This is a genomic window from Bacillus sp. AFS029533, assembly GCF_002585125.1.
GTDB lineage: Bacteria > Bacillota > Bacilli > Bacillales > Bacillaceae_G > Gottfriedia > Gottfriedia luciferensis_B.
Genome location: NZ_NUQC01000021.1, coordinates 430,891 through 446,593, shown reverse-complemented (window position 1 = coordinate 446,593; position 15,703 = coordinate 430,891). Strand labels below are relative to the sequence as shown.

General features: G+C 34.5%; 11 protein-coding genes. 9 read left to right on the top strand and 2 right to left on the bottom strand.

Going from position 1 to position 15,703, the window contains the following annotated elements; genetic code table 11:
- Positions 1–221 precede the first annotated feature (221 nt).
- From COE53_RS13160 to COE53_RS13135, 6 genes are all read left to right on the top strand, one after another.
- Positions 222–4,331: a S8 family serine peptidase gene (locus tag COE53_RS13160; protein ID WP_098948223.1), complete on the top strand. Its 4,110-nt coding sequence runs from the start codon at positions 222–224 to the stop codon at positions 4,329–4,331.
- A 289-nt stretch (positions 4,332–4,620) separates the two neighbouring features.
- Entirely contained in the window at positions 4,621–4,851 is a 231-nt protein-coding gene (locus COE53_RS13155) for a hypothetical protein (protein WP_069035062.1), read from the top strand.
- A 128-nt stretch (positions 4,852–4,979) separates the two neighbouring features.
- Complete coding sequence (locus COE53_RS13150; RefSeq protein WP_254664633.1) at positions 4,980–5,486, top strand: protease inhibitor I9 family protein; 507 nt, start codon at positions 4,980–4,982, stop codon at positions 5,484–5,486.
- Positions 5,487–5,675: 189 nt separating this feature from the next.
- Positions 5,676–7,142 carry a response regulator transcription factor gene (locus COE53_RS13145; RefSeq protein WP_091022594.1) on the top strand — a complete coding sequence of 489 codons (1,467 nt, stop codon included), beginning with the start codon at positions 5,676–5,678 and terminating at the stop codon, positions 7,140–7,142.
- A 132-nt stretch (positions 7,143–7,274) separates the two neighbouring features.
- Positions 7,275–7,799 carry a CbrC family protein gene (locus COE53_RS13140; protein WP_091022592.1) on the top strand — a complete coding sequence of 175 codons (525 nt, stop codon included), beginning with the start codon at positions 7,275–7,277 and terminating at the stop codon, positions 7,797–7,799.
- Between the two features lie 71 nt (positions 7,800–7,870).
- Entirely contained in the window at positions 7,871–8,398 is a 528-nt protein-coding gene (locus COE53_RS13135) for a DinB family protein (protein WP_091022590.1), read from the top strand.
- An 81-nt stretch (positions 8,399–8,479) separates the two neighbouring features.
- On the opposite strand, the gene COE53_RS13130 is transcribed toward COE53_RS13135, so the two are convergent.
- Complete coding sequence (locus COE53_RS13130) at positions 8,480–8,863, bottom strand: VOC family protein (RefSeq protein ID WP_091022588.1); 384 nt, start codon at positions 8,861–8,863, stop codon at positions 8,480–8,482.
- 242 nt (positions 8,864–9,105) lie between these two features.
- Between COE53_RS13130 and hutU the strand changes: the two genes are divergently transcribed.
- From hutU to COE53_RS13115, 3 genes are all read left to right on the top strand, one after another.
- Positions 9,106–10,782 (top strand): urocanate hydratase, encoded by a 1,677-nt coding sequence (hutU, locus tag COE53_RS13125; protein WP_069035057.1) that lies wholly within the window; start codon positions 9,106–9,108, stop codon positions 10,780–10,782.
- The gene (gene hutI / locus COE53_RS13120; protein WP_091022586.1) at positions 10,782–12,038 is read left to right on the top strand and encodes an imidazolonepropionase; all 1,257 of its coding nucleotides are present in this window, start codon (positions 10,782–10,784) and stop codon (positions 12,036–12,038) included. The genes hutU and hutI overlap by 1 nt, the downstream gene beginning before the upstream one ends.
- Before the next feature lie 67 nt (positions 12,039–12,105).
- Positions 12,106–13,413: an MFS transporter gene (locus COE53_RS13115; protein ID WP_091022584.1), complete on the top strand. Its 1,308-nt coding sequence runs from the start codon at positions 12,106–12,108 to the stop codon at positions 13,411–13,413.
- 68 nt (positions 13,414–13,481) lie between these two features.
- Here COE53_RS13115 and COE53_RS13110 read toward each other — a convergent pair whose 3' ends face one another.
- On the bottom strand, positions 13,482–15,656 hold the full coding sequence (locus COE53_RS13110; protein ID WP_091022582.1) for a PAS domain-containing sensor histidine kinase: 2,175 nt from the start codon (positions 15,654–15,656) through the stop codon (positions 13,482–13,484).
- Positions 15,657–15,703 lie beyond the last annotated feature (47 nt).

Here is a 15,703-nt window from a genome sequence, read left to right as displayed (position 1 = left end):
ATTTATTAAAATCCTATTGAAATTTCAATAGGATTTTTTTTTTTTTTCAACGACTTTTTCTCCAAATTTACACAAATTCTTCCTCATTTTTGTATCGAAAATAGTCGAAAGTAGTCAGTTTTTTTAAAAGTGTTGATGTTACAGCATTAAAATAACCCGTTTGACCTCCGATTGAATTTTCAGAATAATTGATTACGTAGTCGGAAAATAGGAGGAAGAGGATGGGGAGTAATTTATATAAAGGAAATTTTCTAAAAGGTATGGGTGTCGTAGCGCTATCATCAAGTTTGATTTTTGCCTCTTTAGGAAATGTAAATCATGTTTCAAAAGCTGAAAGTTATTCAAAAGCAGAAGATATTCTTGCGAAATTAACACCAACGCAAAGGGCAGCTTTAAATGAGCTATCAACAAATGAGTCGAAAGGTCTGCAAATATCGGATATAGATTTAAATTCCAATGAACAAACAAGTGTAATCGTTGAGTTTGCCAATAAACCGGCAAAAGTTGCACAAATAGAAGCAAGTGCAGAAGGTCAACAATTATCGCAGTCTGAAGCTTCTAAACTAGTTGAACAGGACCATGAGAATTTCCAAGAAGATGTAAGTAAGATTTTAGTTGATGAAAAAAAATCAAAAGTAAATTTTAAAATTAATCGCTCATACAAGCATGCTTTCAATGGTGTAGCGATGAGCATACCGGCCAATCAAATTAAAAACCTTTTAAAATTAAAAGCGGTTAAAGCTGTTTGGAAGAATGAAAAGTTTTCAATTGATCCACCTAAACAGGCAGAAAATAATGAACAGTTAAAGGCTGATGAGTTTAATGTAGCAAATTATTCTCCATATGATGGCTTAGATCGCTTGCATGCAGAAGGTTTTACAGGAAAAGGAATCAAAATCGGAATTCTTGATACTGGAATTGATTATAATCACCCTGATTTAAAAGATGCATATAAAGGTGGTTATGATTTCGTTAATAATGATAGCGACCCGATGGAAACTACATATGCGGATTGGAAAAAATCAGGTCAACCAGAGCTTGCTGGATCAAATACATATTATACTGAACACGGTACGCACGTTGCTGGAATTATTGGTGGTCGTGGTGTTGCTAATAGTGAGTATAAAACACTGGGTGCTGCACCGGAAGCAGATCTTTATGCTTATCGAGTGTTAGGACCATATGGTAGTGGAATAACTGCTAATATTATTGCTGCGTTAGACAAAGCTGTGGCAGATGGTATGGATATCATTAATATGTCTTTAGGAGCGTCAATTAATGATCCTCTTTATGCTACATCAGTGGCTGTAAATAATGCAGTTTTAAGCGGTGTAACTGCTGTAGTAGCTGCAGGGAATAGTGGAGATCAAATGTATACGCTTGGATCTCCAGGTTCATCAGCTTTAGCATTAACTGTTGGAGCTTCATCAACAGCGATTAATATGTTTCAGTTTGCTGGACTACAAAATGGTAAAAATTATACTGTAAGAGAAATGGCAAGAAATTATACAGATGACTTAAATTCATTAAAAGGAAAAACGTTTAAATTAGTAGATGTCGGGCTTGGAAAAGTAGCAGATTATAATGGTAAAAATGTAAACGGAAAAATAGCTTTTATCTCCCGTGGGGAAACAGCATTCGTCGATAAAATTAAACTAGCAAAAAGTAAAGGCGCAGCTGGCGTTATTATTTATAATAATGAAGTGAATAAAGCAGAAGGACTTATCCAAGCGTATTTAGGTGAATCTGTCAATTCAATTCCTAGTTTTTCAGTTTCATATGAAGACGGATTGGCTATCTCAACAGCGATGAAATCTGGTAATACTGATTTCACATTTGGTGATTTCACGAAAGTTAAAACACCAGATGATGAATTAGCAGTATTTAGCTCAAGAGGTCCCTCAAGAGTGAATTATGACATAAAGCCCGAAATTACTGGACCTGGTGTCGCGGTTCTTTCAACTGTTCCATTTTATATAAATAATAAAGCAGCAGACGGTACGAAGCCTGAAGATTATAAAATCGCTTATGAACGCTTATCTGGTACATCAATGGCAACTCCTTATGTTGCAGGAGTTTCAGCATTATTACTTCAATCAAATAAAGATTTAAAACCTGCAGACTTAAAATCAATCCTAATGAATACGGCTGATCCTTTATCGAAAGATTACAGTGTATATGAGATTGGTAGTGGAAGAGTAGATGCTTATGAAGCTATTCATTCAAATGTTGAATTTAGTGTTGTTGATAAAACACCAACAATTATTGATGGAAAAGAAAAATCAATTAGTGAGTTAACTGGTGCAATGAGTTTTGGTTCAATTAGCTTTAATGATAAAGATCAAACTTCAGCACGAAATATTACATTAAAAAATAGAAGTGAAAAAGCAAAAACCTTTAGTATCGAAGCTAAATTCCAAACAGGTCTTAGAGGTTCAAAAGATGCTGCAAAAAATAATGTAGCGATATCAGGTCCAACATCAGTAAAGTTAAATGGAATTAGTTCAAAATCTATTAAACTAAATTTAAACATTCCAAAATCTGCGGAAAAAGGAATTTACGAAGGCTATATTGTATTTACAAATAATGCTGATTCAACTGAAAACTATCAAATTCCATTTGGTGTTCATTATGTAAAAGATGGATTTAATTCAATGGAAACATACAATAAGATGCAGACTTCAGACTACAATAATTTCTATCCTTTATTAAATTACACAACAGGAGTAGTTTTCAACACTAGATCGAGTATGGAAACAATTGATTTTGTCTTATTAGACAGTGAAACAGATCAAGAGATTGGCTATTTAGGAACAATTCATTCATCTCAGATGAATGAAAATACGGATTATTATCAAGACGGAGTATTTGGAGGCTATTATTTTCCATTCACTGGAAATCCGAAGCAACCAATATCAACTACAAAGGTTAAGGTACCGTATGGACCTGGACATTATAAAGTAAAAATAATTGGTACAAATCGAGACGGTAAAACTTTTACGATGATTGACCATACAATGATTGATATTACAGGTCCCAAATTTACAACAGATTTAGAAGAAGGAGTAATCGAGTATAAGCCTGGTACGACGTCTTATCCAATTTCAGGTAAAGTGTTTGATATGACTCAGGATGAATACAGAAAACAAGGCATTTCAATCAATCAATCTGGCAATTTCGTCATGGAAAAGAATAATAGTTCATTATTTTCAAACGGATTTCACGTGGATGCAACCGGAAACTTCACATACAATATTCCAATAAGTGCGAAAAGCTTTAATGTAGAACTTGCAGGGTATAATTCAGCGGCGATCGGTGACCGTTATAAATACTATACTTTTATTCCGGAAGGCACTCCAATTGTATATGGAAGTGTAGATAAAAAGATCGTAAATCAAGGTGAAAATATTAAGGTGACATTAACGGCTAGTAATCTTATAGATGCGAAAAAGCTTGATACTAGTTTTGCATTTACAAGTAGCCAATTAGAGGTTTTAGACGTGAAATTGAATCCGGCGATTGAAAAGTTTGGTACTGCTAAACTGACAACTACCTCTGTTCCAACTGGTTCTTTAAAAGTAAATGTAGAAATGACAGACAGTAAAGTAACAGGTGATGTACCTTTTGCAGAAGTAACATTAAGGATAAAAGATGACACGTTTAATATGCTATCAACTTTCAAATCACCAACAGCGTCTTATGTAAATGAGACAAACCAAACGATCTCCATGTTTTCAACAATTACACCAATTTGGAGCCAACCAATTAAATCAAAAATATCTGGTGGCATTAGTATACCGGATTCATTGAAAAGAGAAGGTAGAAATTCGTGGAGGGTAGACCCTTCAAAAATTGGAGCGGTTCTTTCTGTAAAGGATCAAAGCGGAAAAAGCTATCCGGGAGTCATTAGTTCATTAGGTTTACCATCCATTGAAAAGTTACCAGTTACATTAGAAGAAATGAATGCTTCACTTGATATACCCGGTCATTTCACAATGTATGTGCCTTTCCATGTAGGCTTTTTAGATGACGAAGGTACGCCAACTGCACACTGGAATCCAGAAGTAAACTTTAGTACACCAATTGCAGGAGATGTTAACAAAGACAATGTAATCGATTTAATGGATGCATTATACATCCAAACATATTGGGGTACGAATAAACGAAGCGCAGATATTAATTTTGATAATATTGTTGATGCAAAAGATTTTGCTTTCTTTGAGAAAAATTACTTAATGCAAAATCCAACGGTTGGGGATGCACCAAAACCGGTTAAAAAATATAAGGGTAAAACGATTGATGATATTAAGGAAGAGTTAGGGATCAATTAAATAATTAAATGAGACAAACCCTTCTAGTAGATAGCTATAGTAGTCTGCTAGAGGGGTTTTTATATATGCTTTAGATTAGTGAAATATAAGATAACTAGCTCACCTTAGGGGGGAGTCCATCTCCTAGTACCAATGAATCTTGTGGAAGAAAACAAATAAAACTTTAGAGGTATAATTAGTAGACATGCTAAATAGAATGATACAAAGAACTAGTCCTAAGTAGGTTTTAATAATAGGACTAGTTCTTTTTACGAAAAATCGTTGTTCTATATAAGTAGGAGGGGCAATTATGAACTTTACAGATTATCTAATAAATGTAAAAAAACTAAATGAAGTAAAAGCAAGTCAATATAATCATAGACTTTCAACTTTAAAAAAATATAGAATTTATAACAATGAAAAAGTATTAAGTGTTCATATGTTAAAGAGGATTAAAAGTCTCTCCAAAGATACAACAAAACAATATTTAAGGACGATTAATTATCATATTGAATTTTTGAATGATAACTATAGGATGTAATAAATGTTCGTTACTCGTATACTTTGTTTATCTACGCTAAATAATGTTTGAAAGGACACTCTAAAGGATAAAATCCTGATAGATTGTCTTTTTTTATTAAACAGTTTTTGAAGGGGATGTAAGTAAATATGAAGAATTTTTATAGAGGAAGTATTTTATTTATTTTAATGCTTTTTATCATGAGCGGATGTAATGGGAATACACTTAATACAACTAAAATTTCAGATGAGACAAAGGTGGCGAATGTTACAATGAACCCTTCTTTTTTTGTAGATCCATCAATCGATTTTTCAACGAATCAAATGACTTCGATTATTATTGAATTTAAAACAAAGCCTGCTGTGGTAGCTGTAAAGGAAGCAGAGGCAGCTGGAAAACAACTTACTTTGGAAGAGGCAACTAAGCAAGTAGAAGAAAGTCATGCAAAATTTCAGGAAGAATTAAAAACACTTCTAGGAGATCAACATGTACCGTATACGATTAGGCATGTTTATAAGACTGCACTGAATGGTGTATCAATGGAGCTACCTGGCAAAGATATTAAACGATTATCACAATCAACAGTGATTGCAAGAATCTATCCAAATAAAAAAGTACATATCATGCCTCCTGTTACACCGTATAATCAGAAATAATACTCATTAGTAGTGCCTCAAAAGTTTACACACTTTTGAGGTGCTTTTTTTTAGAAGGAAAATTTGAGATTTAACAATCACTTCAAATACTATTTCATTAAAAACGATTAATTAAGCGTTTTTAATCTACAAAAACAAAATAAATTTGCTATTATGATATAAAAAAGCTAGAAGTGAAGGTGAAACACGATGGAAATTCATTTAGTTGCAAAAGATGAGTTAGAAGCTTCAGGGATTAGGTGGGTCGTGGAATCGCACTTTACTGGTATTAACCTTGTTTCTTGGAAAACGATGGGAGAATTTGAAAAGGCTATTCAAAAGCAGCAGCCTGACCTGGTCATATTTGATATGGATCATTGGAAAAATGAGAGTGAAAGATTTGGTGATTTAATCCAAAAATTTTCAATTCGTTGGTTAGGGATTTCATCTGAGCGAATTTTTCAAACTGCCTATCTTGCATTACAATATCGAGCAGAGGATGTATTGTTTCGCCCGTTTTCTCCAACTGATTTAATTAAGCATATACAACAATTACGCTATCAAATTCGTAATAAAGAAAGATACTTTACTAGAAACATTAATGAAGAAATAAACCCATTTAATATAGATTATCCTGACCTTTTTTTGAATGAAAGAATGTATGATGGTCCGATTACGATGGTTGCATTTTTGACACCAAATTCTGGGACGCTACCTCTTGTCTATAAAGCATTAGAACGAAATCCTTTTACCGGGAAAAATCGTTTATTCGTAGGGTCTGACTTTATTTTATGTGTACATGAAATTGATGAAGTGTTATTGCAGGACGAATATAATGCATTTCTTGCTCGTTGGAAAGAAATGATGGATGAGCCTCTTGCGATCGTCATGAAAGTTGGAGCAAGGGAGGAAACATTAAAAGATATTTTCGAGCAAACACTTCAGTTAACACGAAGAATCTTCTTTGAAGGTTATGATATTATTTTGGCTGAAAACGAACCAATGCCATATCAAGAGAAGGATCCATTCCTTACACCTCTAGAGCAACGCCACTGGATTGAAATGCTAGAAAAAAGAGATGCAAAAGCGATTCGAGACTGGATGGAACGAGAATTTTTAACCTTTCAGCAGCCATACCCAGATCCAGAAATTGTCCGAATCCGATTAACAAGTGTTCTTGCACAAATAAGAAGATATATGAAGTCAAATAATCTTCAAAATGCATCATGGGAAGGAACTTATTATGACATTTTCCAAAAAATTGTACATGGACCGATCATCTATCAAATTGTTCAAGAGTTGCTTGATTTTACAACAAGTCTATTACTACAAGGTCATGATTCTTCCCAAGAAGGTCATCGTACATTAGTTGAGAAAACAAGGGAGCTAATTGAATCGAATTATTGGGATGCAGGATGGAGTTTAACGGATTGTGCTGATGCACTTCGAATTAATAAAAGCACACTAAGCCGTCGCTTTGCAGCCGAATCAAATCATTCGTTTAGAGAGACGCTCCATGAAGTGCGAATTAGAGAAGCAAAACGATTATTAGATGAAACAGACTTACCACTAGATGAAATCTCAAGATTAGTTGGCTATTCTCACCAATCATATTTTAATGCAAAGTTCAAACAACTTGAGGGGTGTACTCCTTTAGTTTATCGATCAGGATTGTAGGATGTTGTTTAAAACACTAACGTATACCACTAAAAGACTACTATTGCTATAGTAGTCTTTTTTTGTCATATTAGTATAATGTAACAGTGAAAACATAAGAGCGTTAAATTAACTAGAAAAAGCGGTAAAATAGTGAAACTACCAAATTTTAAATACAATCCAAATTCAATAAAATTAGGTGTCATAGTTGAAGAAGTGACAATTTGTCCTGTTTGTGAACAAAAACGGAATTTTGTTTATGAAGGTCCATTTTTCTCAGAGGAAGATGTTGAAGGTATTTGTCCATGGTGCATTGCAGATGGTTCAGCAGCACAAAAATATGATGGGGAATTTCAAGACCTAGAATCTTGTGATGAAGTTGACAGTGATGAATTTGTAGATGAATTGATTTATCGAACTCCTGGCTATACAGGGTGGCAACAAGAATATTGGCTTAGTCATTGTGGAGATTTTTGTTCGATTATTGATTATGTTGGATGGGAAGAAGTTCAGCATTTAGAAAATGAAATAGAGGCTGATCTAAACAGGTTATGTGAAGAGTATGGATTATCCATTCAAGAGTTTAAAGATAATTTGAAAAATGATGGTAATTTACAAGGTTATTTATTTCAGTGTAATTGCTGTAAAAAGCATCGACTTCATGCTGATGCATCATAATTAACTTTTTTCAATTTATTAATTATTATAAAATCAAATTTTATGTAGAGAAAATGAAAGAGGTTGCAACTATGTACGAATGGAACAAATTACTATTGGTTGGAGAACAAGACGGCGTAAAAGGAGATTTTAATACATTAATTTCAATGATGAATTATGTAAGATATACAACTTTGGAAGCTATTAAAGATATTTCAGTGGAGGAGTTAGATTATTTGCATACCCCAACAGGTAATACCATTGGGATGTTATTAACTCATATGGCAGGAGTTGAGTATTGGTATCAGCTTAATACATTTGAAAATCGAGATTTAAATTTAGAAGAAGAAGTGAAATGGTTACCTGGTTTAGATTTAGATGATCATGCTAGAAAGACGATTAAAGGCAATGATGCAGACTATTATATTAATCTTTTAAACTCGGTTCGAGAAGAAACTTATGCAAAATTTAATTCACTTTCAGATGAGTGGTTATATGAGCAGACAGAGTTTGGAAGAGCAAAAGCTACAAATTATTTTAAATGGTTTCATGTATTTGAGGACGAAATCAATCACCGTGGCCAAATCAGAATGATCCGTAAATTATATAAAAATGCTTAAAAATAGCCTGTATCGTCGATTTACAAAATAATCGATCATACAGGCTTTAAATTTTGGATTTTCTCCTACCATTCTCCCATATTAACTAGTACAAATCATTAACACATTCCCATCCAAATCTTCAAAGTTAAAATAGGCAAATTCTCCAATACGTTCAATTTCTTTTACGATTGTAATATTATTTTTTTTCATAAAGTTATAAGCAACGTCTATATTTTCAGTGTGGAAATTAAATAACACATTTTTTGAAGGTTCAAACTTAAAATTAGGATCAAAATTATGATCATCTAATGTAAGTCCAGTAGTACCTGTTACTGGGATGTTGAAAACTGGGGATTCAATCTGGCTACTATCGAGCGTAATACCAAGGAGTTTACAATACCAATTAACTGATTTTTTTAGATCCTTTACATGGATAAAAACGTAGTTAACTTTATTAGCAATTGGGGAAACGGTTGATTTCATGACGATACCACCTTTCGAATTAATCAATTAATGAATTCAACATCACTTATTTTATCCCTTTTTTATAGTTATAGTTTTCATTTAAAATAGACTAATTAATTAATAGAAAATGAAATAGTTTATAAAAATATAAATTAAAGTTAAGGGTAGTGAAATGAATTATAAAATAATCACTATTTTATAATAAAATATCGGAAAATTCGTGTTAGACTGAAAATATCACATCAAGGGGGTATTAAATTATGAATACGGTTACAGTCGATAAAGTAGTTAGATATAGAGGTACGGAATTAAATACAAAAGGTTGGCAACAAGAAGCAGTTCTTCGTATGTTAATGAATAATTTAGATCCAGATGTAGCAGAGCGTCCAGAAGATCTTGTTGTATATGGTGGAATTGGGAAAGCAGCTCGTAACTGGGAGTGCTTCGATGCGATTGTTGATTCATTAAAGAATTTAGAAAACGATGAAACATTATTAGTTCAATCTGGTAAACCAGTAGCGATTTTTAAATCTCATACTGATGCACCACGTGTTTTAATTGCTAACTCGAATCTAGTACCTGCTTTTGCTAATTGGGATACTTTCCATGAGTTAGATAAAAAAGGTTTAATGATGTACGGTCAAATGACAGCAGGTAGCTGGATTTATATCGGTTCTCAAGGTATTGTTCAAGGAACTTACGAAACATTTGCTGAATTAGCAAAACAACATTTCAATGGCACACTTGCAGGTACAATTACTGTTACTGCTGGTCTAGGTGGAATGGGTGGAGCTCAACCACTTGCTGTTACAATGAATGGCGGAGTTTGTATCGGGATCGATGTAGATGAAACTAGAATCGATCGTCGTATTGAAACAAGATATACGGATGTAAAAACAAATTCATTAGATGAAGCAATACGTCTAGCTGAAGAAGCGAAAAAAGAAGGAAAAGCATTATCAATCGGACTTGTAGGAAATGCTGCTGATATTTTACCAGAAATGATTGCTAGAAACTTTATTCCAGAAGTATTAACTGACCAAACGTCAGCTCATGATCCATTAAACGGTTATACACCATCAGGGATGTCATTAGAAGAAGCTGCAGAATTAAGAGCTTCAAATCCAGAACTTTATGTTGCTCGTTCAAAAGCTTCAATGGCAACTCATGTAAAAGCAATGCTTGAAATGATGGAAAAAGGATCTGTGACATTTGATTACGGTAATAACATCCGTCAAGTTGCGAAGGATGAAGGAGTAGAAAATGCATTTGATTTCCCAGGATTCGTTCCAGCTTATATCCGTCCACAATTCTGTGAAGGTAAAGGACCTTTCCGCTGGGTAGCATTATCAGGTGATCCTGAAGATATTTACAAAACTGACCAAGCTATTTTACGTGAATTTGCTGATAATGAGCATTTATGTAATTGGATTCGTATGGCTCAGGAAAAAGTTCAATTCCAAGGTTTACCTTCTCGTATTTGCTGGTTAGGTTATGGAGAGCGCGCTCGTTTCGGTAAAATCTTGAATGATATGGTTGCAAGTGGCGAATTAAAAGCTCCAATCGTAATTGGACGTGACCACTTAGATTCAGGTTCAGTAGCATCTCCAAACCGTGAAACTGAAAGCATGATGGATGGATCAGATGCAGTAGCTGACTGGCCAATCTTAAATGCAATGATTAATGCAGTTGGTGGAGCTACTTGGGTATCAGTTCACCACGGTGGTGGAGTAGGAATGGGTTACTCTTTACACGCTGGTGTTGTAATTGTTGCAGACGGTACAAAAGAAGCAGAAGCACGTATTGAGCGCGTATTAACAACTGACCCTGGAATGGGTGTAGTTCGTCATGCAGATGCAGGTTATGAGCTAGCTAAACAAACTGCTCGTGAAAGAGGAGTAAATATTCCAATGCTTGATAAAGGGACTGATAAGTAATGACAAAACCAATTTGGATTAAAAATGCAGCTCAATTAGCAACGCTTGCTTCAAAAGTGAAAGGACCTCGCTCAAAGGAAGCAATGTCAGAGCTTGGTTTAATTGAAGACGGTAGCTTATGGATTGAAGATGGAGTTATCCAAGCTGTTGGTACAACAAAAGAAATTCAAACTCGCTATGCAGAAAAAATTCATGAAGCAGAAGTAGTTGATGCATCAAACCAACTTGTTACTCCTGGTCTAGTGGATCCACATACACATGTTGTGTATGGTGGAAGCCGAGAGCGTGAATTTGAAATGCGTCTTGAAGGTGCAACATATATGGATATTATGAATGCAGGTGGCGGAATTCATGCGACTGCCCGCATGACTCGTGAAGCGACTGAAGAAGAATTGATGGCACAAACAATGCGTCGTCTAGATTCATTCATTGCACACGGTGTGACAACTGTAGAAAGTAAGAGCGGTTATGGAATGGATTTAGAAACCGAGCTAAAGCAGTTAAGAGTGATGAAAAAATTAAAATATATGCATGCAGTTGAATTAGTTCCTACTTTTATGGGTGCTCATGCAGTGCCGAAAGAGTTTAAAGGACGAGAAGATGAATTTGTTGATCACTTAATTAACGACATGCTACCAATCGTCGCAGAAGAAAAACTAGCTGAATTTAATGATGTTTTCTGCGAAAAAGGTGTATTTACGCCAGAACAATCAGAGCGAATTTTAGAAGCAGGTAAGAAATATGATCTAATTCCAAAAATTCATGCTGATGAAATTGAACCGTATGGCGGAGCGGAATTAGCTGCAAAAGTTGGTGCTATTTCAGCCGAGCATTTATTAAAAGCTTCTGATGAAGGTATTGCTGCAATGGCTGAATCAGGAACAATTGCTTGTCTTCTTCCTGCAACAGCACTTTATTTACGTGAAGATGCTGCAAAAGGAAGAAAAATGGTAGATGAAGGGGTAGCTGTAGCTATTTCAACTGACTGCAATCCAGGTTCTTCGCCAACAACTTCCATGCCACTTGTAATGAACTTAGCTTGTATTTCAATGAGACTTACTCCGGCTGAAAGCTTAACAGCAGCAACATATAATGCTGCGTGTGCTATTAATCGCCAAGATCAAATCGGCTCACTTGAAGTTGGAAAACAAGCGGACATTGTATTATGGAATGTTAAAAACTATCAAGAATTACAATATTTATTCGGCGTTAACCATGTGAAATCTGTTTTGAAAAAAGGCGTAAAGATTGTTTAAGTAGTAGAAAATGATAAATCAATGGGGGTCCCTTCTGATTAAAATTTAATAGGAGGAACTAGCTTTAATGAAAAATAATTATAGATTCTTTATCATTTTTATGATCATTATGATCACGATCGTTAATTATATCGACCGAGGTGCAATAGCGTATGCACAGGCTGAGATCATTAAGGAGTTTGGATTAAGTCCTATAAGTTGGGGTGAAATCTTAGGTTACTTTGGGTATGGGTATATATTCGGAGCATTATTTGGTGGGGCTTTCGCCGACAAAAAAGGTCCTAAATTTATGTGGTTACTTGCGGCAACTGCCTGGTCAATTTTTGAATTAGGCACTGTATTTGCTGGTAATTTAGGTGCGACTTTATTTGGTGGATCAGCTTTAGCTGGATTTGCAGTTTTCCGAGTATTATTTGGACTTGCAGAAGGACCTACGCTCTCAACAATGAATAAAACAATGGCTAACTGGGTTTCACCGAAAGAAAGAGGGTTTGCAGTTGCCCTTGGTTTAGTAGGTACACCAGTAGGAGCACTGATTACTGCACCAATCGTAGTTGCTCTATTATCAGTTGCAAGTTGGAAAGTGACATTTATTATTCTTGGGGTAGTTGGTTTAATTTGGGCATTTATCTGGTCTAAAGTATTTACAAACCTGCCAGAAGAAAATCCAAACGTCACAAAACAAGAACTTGAGTTAATCCGTTTGAATAATCCTGTTAGTGGAAAAAGTGAACAAGAATCTACACCGTGGTATTATTTTTTCAAGAATCCTACTTTAGTAATGAATGCAATTGGTTATTTTGCCTTTTTATATGTAAATATATTATTACTTACTTGGACGCCAAAATATTTACAAGATGAATTCGGATTTTCATTAGCATCACTAGGAATCGTTGGGATGATTCCATGGATTGGAGCTATTTTTACAGGATTACTTGGCGGGAAAATATCAGATTCACTTCTTAGAAAAACAGGAAATTTACGTATTGCTAGATCTTGGTTCACAGTTATTTCATTATTCTTTACAGCAATTTGTTTCATGCTGATTCCAACAGTTCACAGTGCTACAGCAGTCCTAATCTTAATGTGTATTGGTAATGCATTTAACTATTTACCAAACTCAATTTATTGGACAGTAGTATTAGATACGGAACCAAAAAAAGCTGGAACATTTGGTGGTGTAACACATTTCATCGCAAACCTAGCTACAATTATTGCACCTACTTTAACAGGTAGTCTAGTAGCAAAACACGGATATAGTGCAATGTTTATCGCAGCATCAATCGCAGTAACATTAGGAATGGTAGCCATGATCTTTGTTAAACCAGGGAAAAGAGAACAAACTGCTAGACCTTCGAATGATCTTGCAGGTTAATAAAAGGGAAAAAGAGAAATTGTTTCGGCAATTTCTCTTTTTTAATGCTTATCATTAGTTAATTTCTATCAATTGATAGAATCCTCCGTTAAATAATTAGCCGTTTCATTAATCAACGGTAGAATAACTTCTATAGTTGTACCTTTGTTTACCTCACTCTTAATATGGATTTCGCCAAAATGATTATCAATGATTTTTTTACTAATCATAAAACCTAAGCCCGTACCTGTTTCTTTCGTAGTATAGAATGGTTGTCCCAACTTATTAATCGTTTCTTCGGACATCCCGCCTCCTTCATCAATAAATTGGATCATCAATTTTTCTTCATCCCTTTTTTGGGTTTGAATAGTTAATTTTCCACCTTTGTTCATAGCTTCAATTGCATTTTTAATAAAGTTGATAAACACCTGTTTCATTTGATTTTCATCACAATTAATATGAATATCTTCAGTTAGAAACCCAGTGATAATTTCAACATTATTCATAATTGCTTCCGTTTTTAATAAATCGACAATTTGGGTTAATAACAATTGAATATCCGAATGTTCCAATTTATTAATTTGTGGCTTTGCTAGAATAAGTAGTTCGCTAAGAATTCCTTCGATTCGTTCACATTCTGACGACATAATTTTAAAATATTCTTCTTTATCTCCAAATCCATTCTTCATCAAATAAATGAATCCTTTTATAGCCGTGATAGGGTTTCGGATTTCATGGGCAATTCCTGCAGCTAATTGACCAGCAACAGAAAGTTTTTCGGTGTTTTGTAACAATATTTGAGACATCTTCCACTCTGTAATATCCCTTAAAGTTACTGACCAACCATCCAAATTCCCTTGTGCATCGTGAATGGGCGCTGCAGATAATATAACATCTACCTTTACCCCATCCTTTCGAACACGGATTGTTTCTTCTCCGAAAATAAACATTCCTTGCTTAACTTTACCTTCAAATCGTTTGACTTCTGCCATAATTTCGTCGGGAATAAACCCTAAATCATACAAATGGGCACCCTGGATCTCTTCTCTTGTCCAACCAAACATTTTGTCAAATGCTTTATTAGAATGGACTACTTTACCATTCTGATTAAAAATTAATATGCCATCTACATTGTTTTCAATAAATGATTCAAGTTGTTTCGATTTAATTTTGAGGGTTTCCTCTGCTTTTTTTCTTGAAGTGATATCACGGCAAATTCCTGTGATTCCTATCACATTTCCTTTCAAATCAACAATAGGAGAGAGAGTTGCACTAACATGAATCAGACTACCATCCTTACATTTTCTAATAGTTTCTAGTCCAACAACAGATACACCAGTCCTTACTTTACTATGTACTTCTTGAATAAAGTTATTTAGAAAATCGGGAACAATCGGTAAATTCTTCCCTATAATGCTTTTTGCTGAATAACCAAACATTGTTTCAAATGAACAATTAATCTCTAGCACTCGATTTTCTAAATCAATAACCCATATTGCATCTGCATTGTTGTGAACAAAAGATTCTAGTCTTTCTTTCGTTTTGCGTAGTTCATCCTGCTCCGATTGACGATCCGTGATATCTTTTGCAATTCCATAAACTCCAACTATCTTACCGTTTTCTATAATCGGCATATTTGTAACGTTTAAATAGACAACAGTGCCATTTTTATGCAATGCTTTTACTTCGTATCTTTGGGTAATGCCTTCCGTAGCTCTTTTATAATGTTCCATTGCCCTATCCAAGTCTATTTTACTTACCAGAGGTACAAATGACATCTGCAATAACTCCGATTCACTATATCCTAACATTCTTTCCATAACTGGATTTACACTAAGATAATTTCCATTTAAATCAAAAGAATAGACTGCATCTGGATTTTGTTCAAAAAGGGATTTGTAATGTTCATCTTTTTGTGTTTGTGATTGCTTCCTATCTGAGATATCTTGGAAATATACACTTAATCCGCTTAATGAAGGATACGCTCTCACTTCAAACCACATATTGAGTGGGGGAAAATATGCTTCAAAATTATCTGGTTTTTGTTCAAGTATCGCCTTATGATAATGCCTATAAAACGCTAACTCTATTGCTTCAGGAAATTCACTCCATATATTTTTACCAACTAAGTTATCCCGTTTACGAAAAAGTAGACGGGCAGCTGCTGAGTTTACATAAGTAAAATTCCAATTTACATCTAACGCAAAGAATCCATCGGTAATTCTCTCTAAAATCTCATTAGCGTTTCCTACTGTGTTACTCATCTGCTACCTCGCTGTCCATTTATATTTATATTTATTATTTTCAGTGA

Bases quoted from the DNA above. Each gene is read 5' to 3' on its own strand.
- COE53_RS13145 (WP_091022594.1), top strand. From the start codon at position 5,676: ATGGAAATTCATTTAGTTGCAAAAGATGAGTTAGAAGCTTCAGGGATT.
- COE53_RS13135 (WP_091022590.1), top strand. From the start codon at position 7,871: ATGTACGAATGGAACAAATTACTATTGGTTGGAGAACAAGACGGCGTA.
- COE53_RS13150 (WP_254664633.1), top strand. From the start codon at position 4,980: ATGAAGAATTTTTATAGAGGAAGTATTTTATTTATTTTAATGCTTTTT.
- hutI (WP_091022586.1), top strand. From the start codon at position 10,782: ATGACAAAACCAATTTGGATTAAAAATGCAGCTCAATTAGCAACGCTT.
- hutU (WP_069035057.1), top strand. From the start codon at position 9,106: ATGAATACGGTTACAGTCGATAAAGTAGTTAGATATAGAGGTACGGAA.
- COE53_RS13160 (WP_098948223.1), top strand. From the start codon at position 222: ATGGGGAGTAATTTATATAAAGGAAATTTTCTAAAAGGTATGGGTGTC.
- COE53_RS13110 (WP_091022582.1), bottom strand. From the start codon at position 15,656: ATGAGTAACACAGTAGGAAACGCTAATGAGATTTTAGAGAGAATTACC.
- COE53_RS13115 (WP_091022584.1), top strand. From the start codon at position 12,106: ATGAAAAATAATTATAGATTCTTTATCATTTTTATGATCATTATGATC.
- COE53_RS13155 (WP_069035062.1), top strand. From the start codon at position 4,621: ATGAACTTTACAGATTATCTAATAAATGTAAAAAAACTAAATGAAGTA.
- COE53_RS13130 (WP_091022588.1), bottom strand. From the start codon at position 8,863: ATGAAATCAACCGTTTCCCCAATTGCTAATAAAGTTAACTACGTTTTT.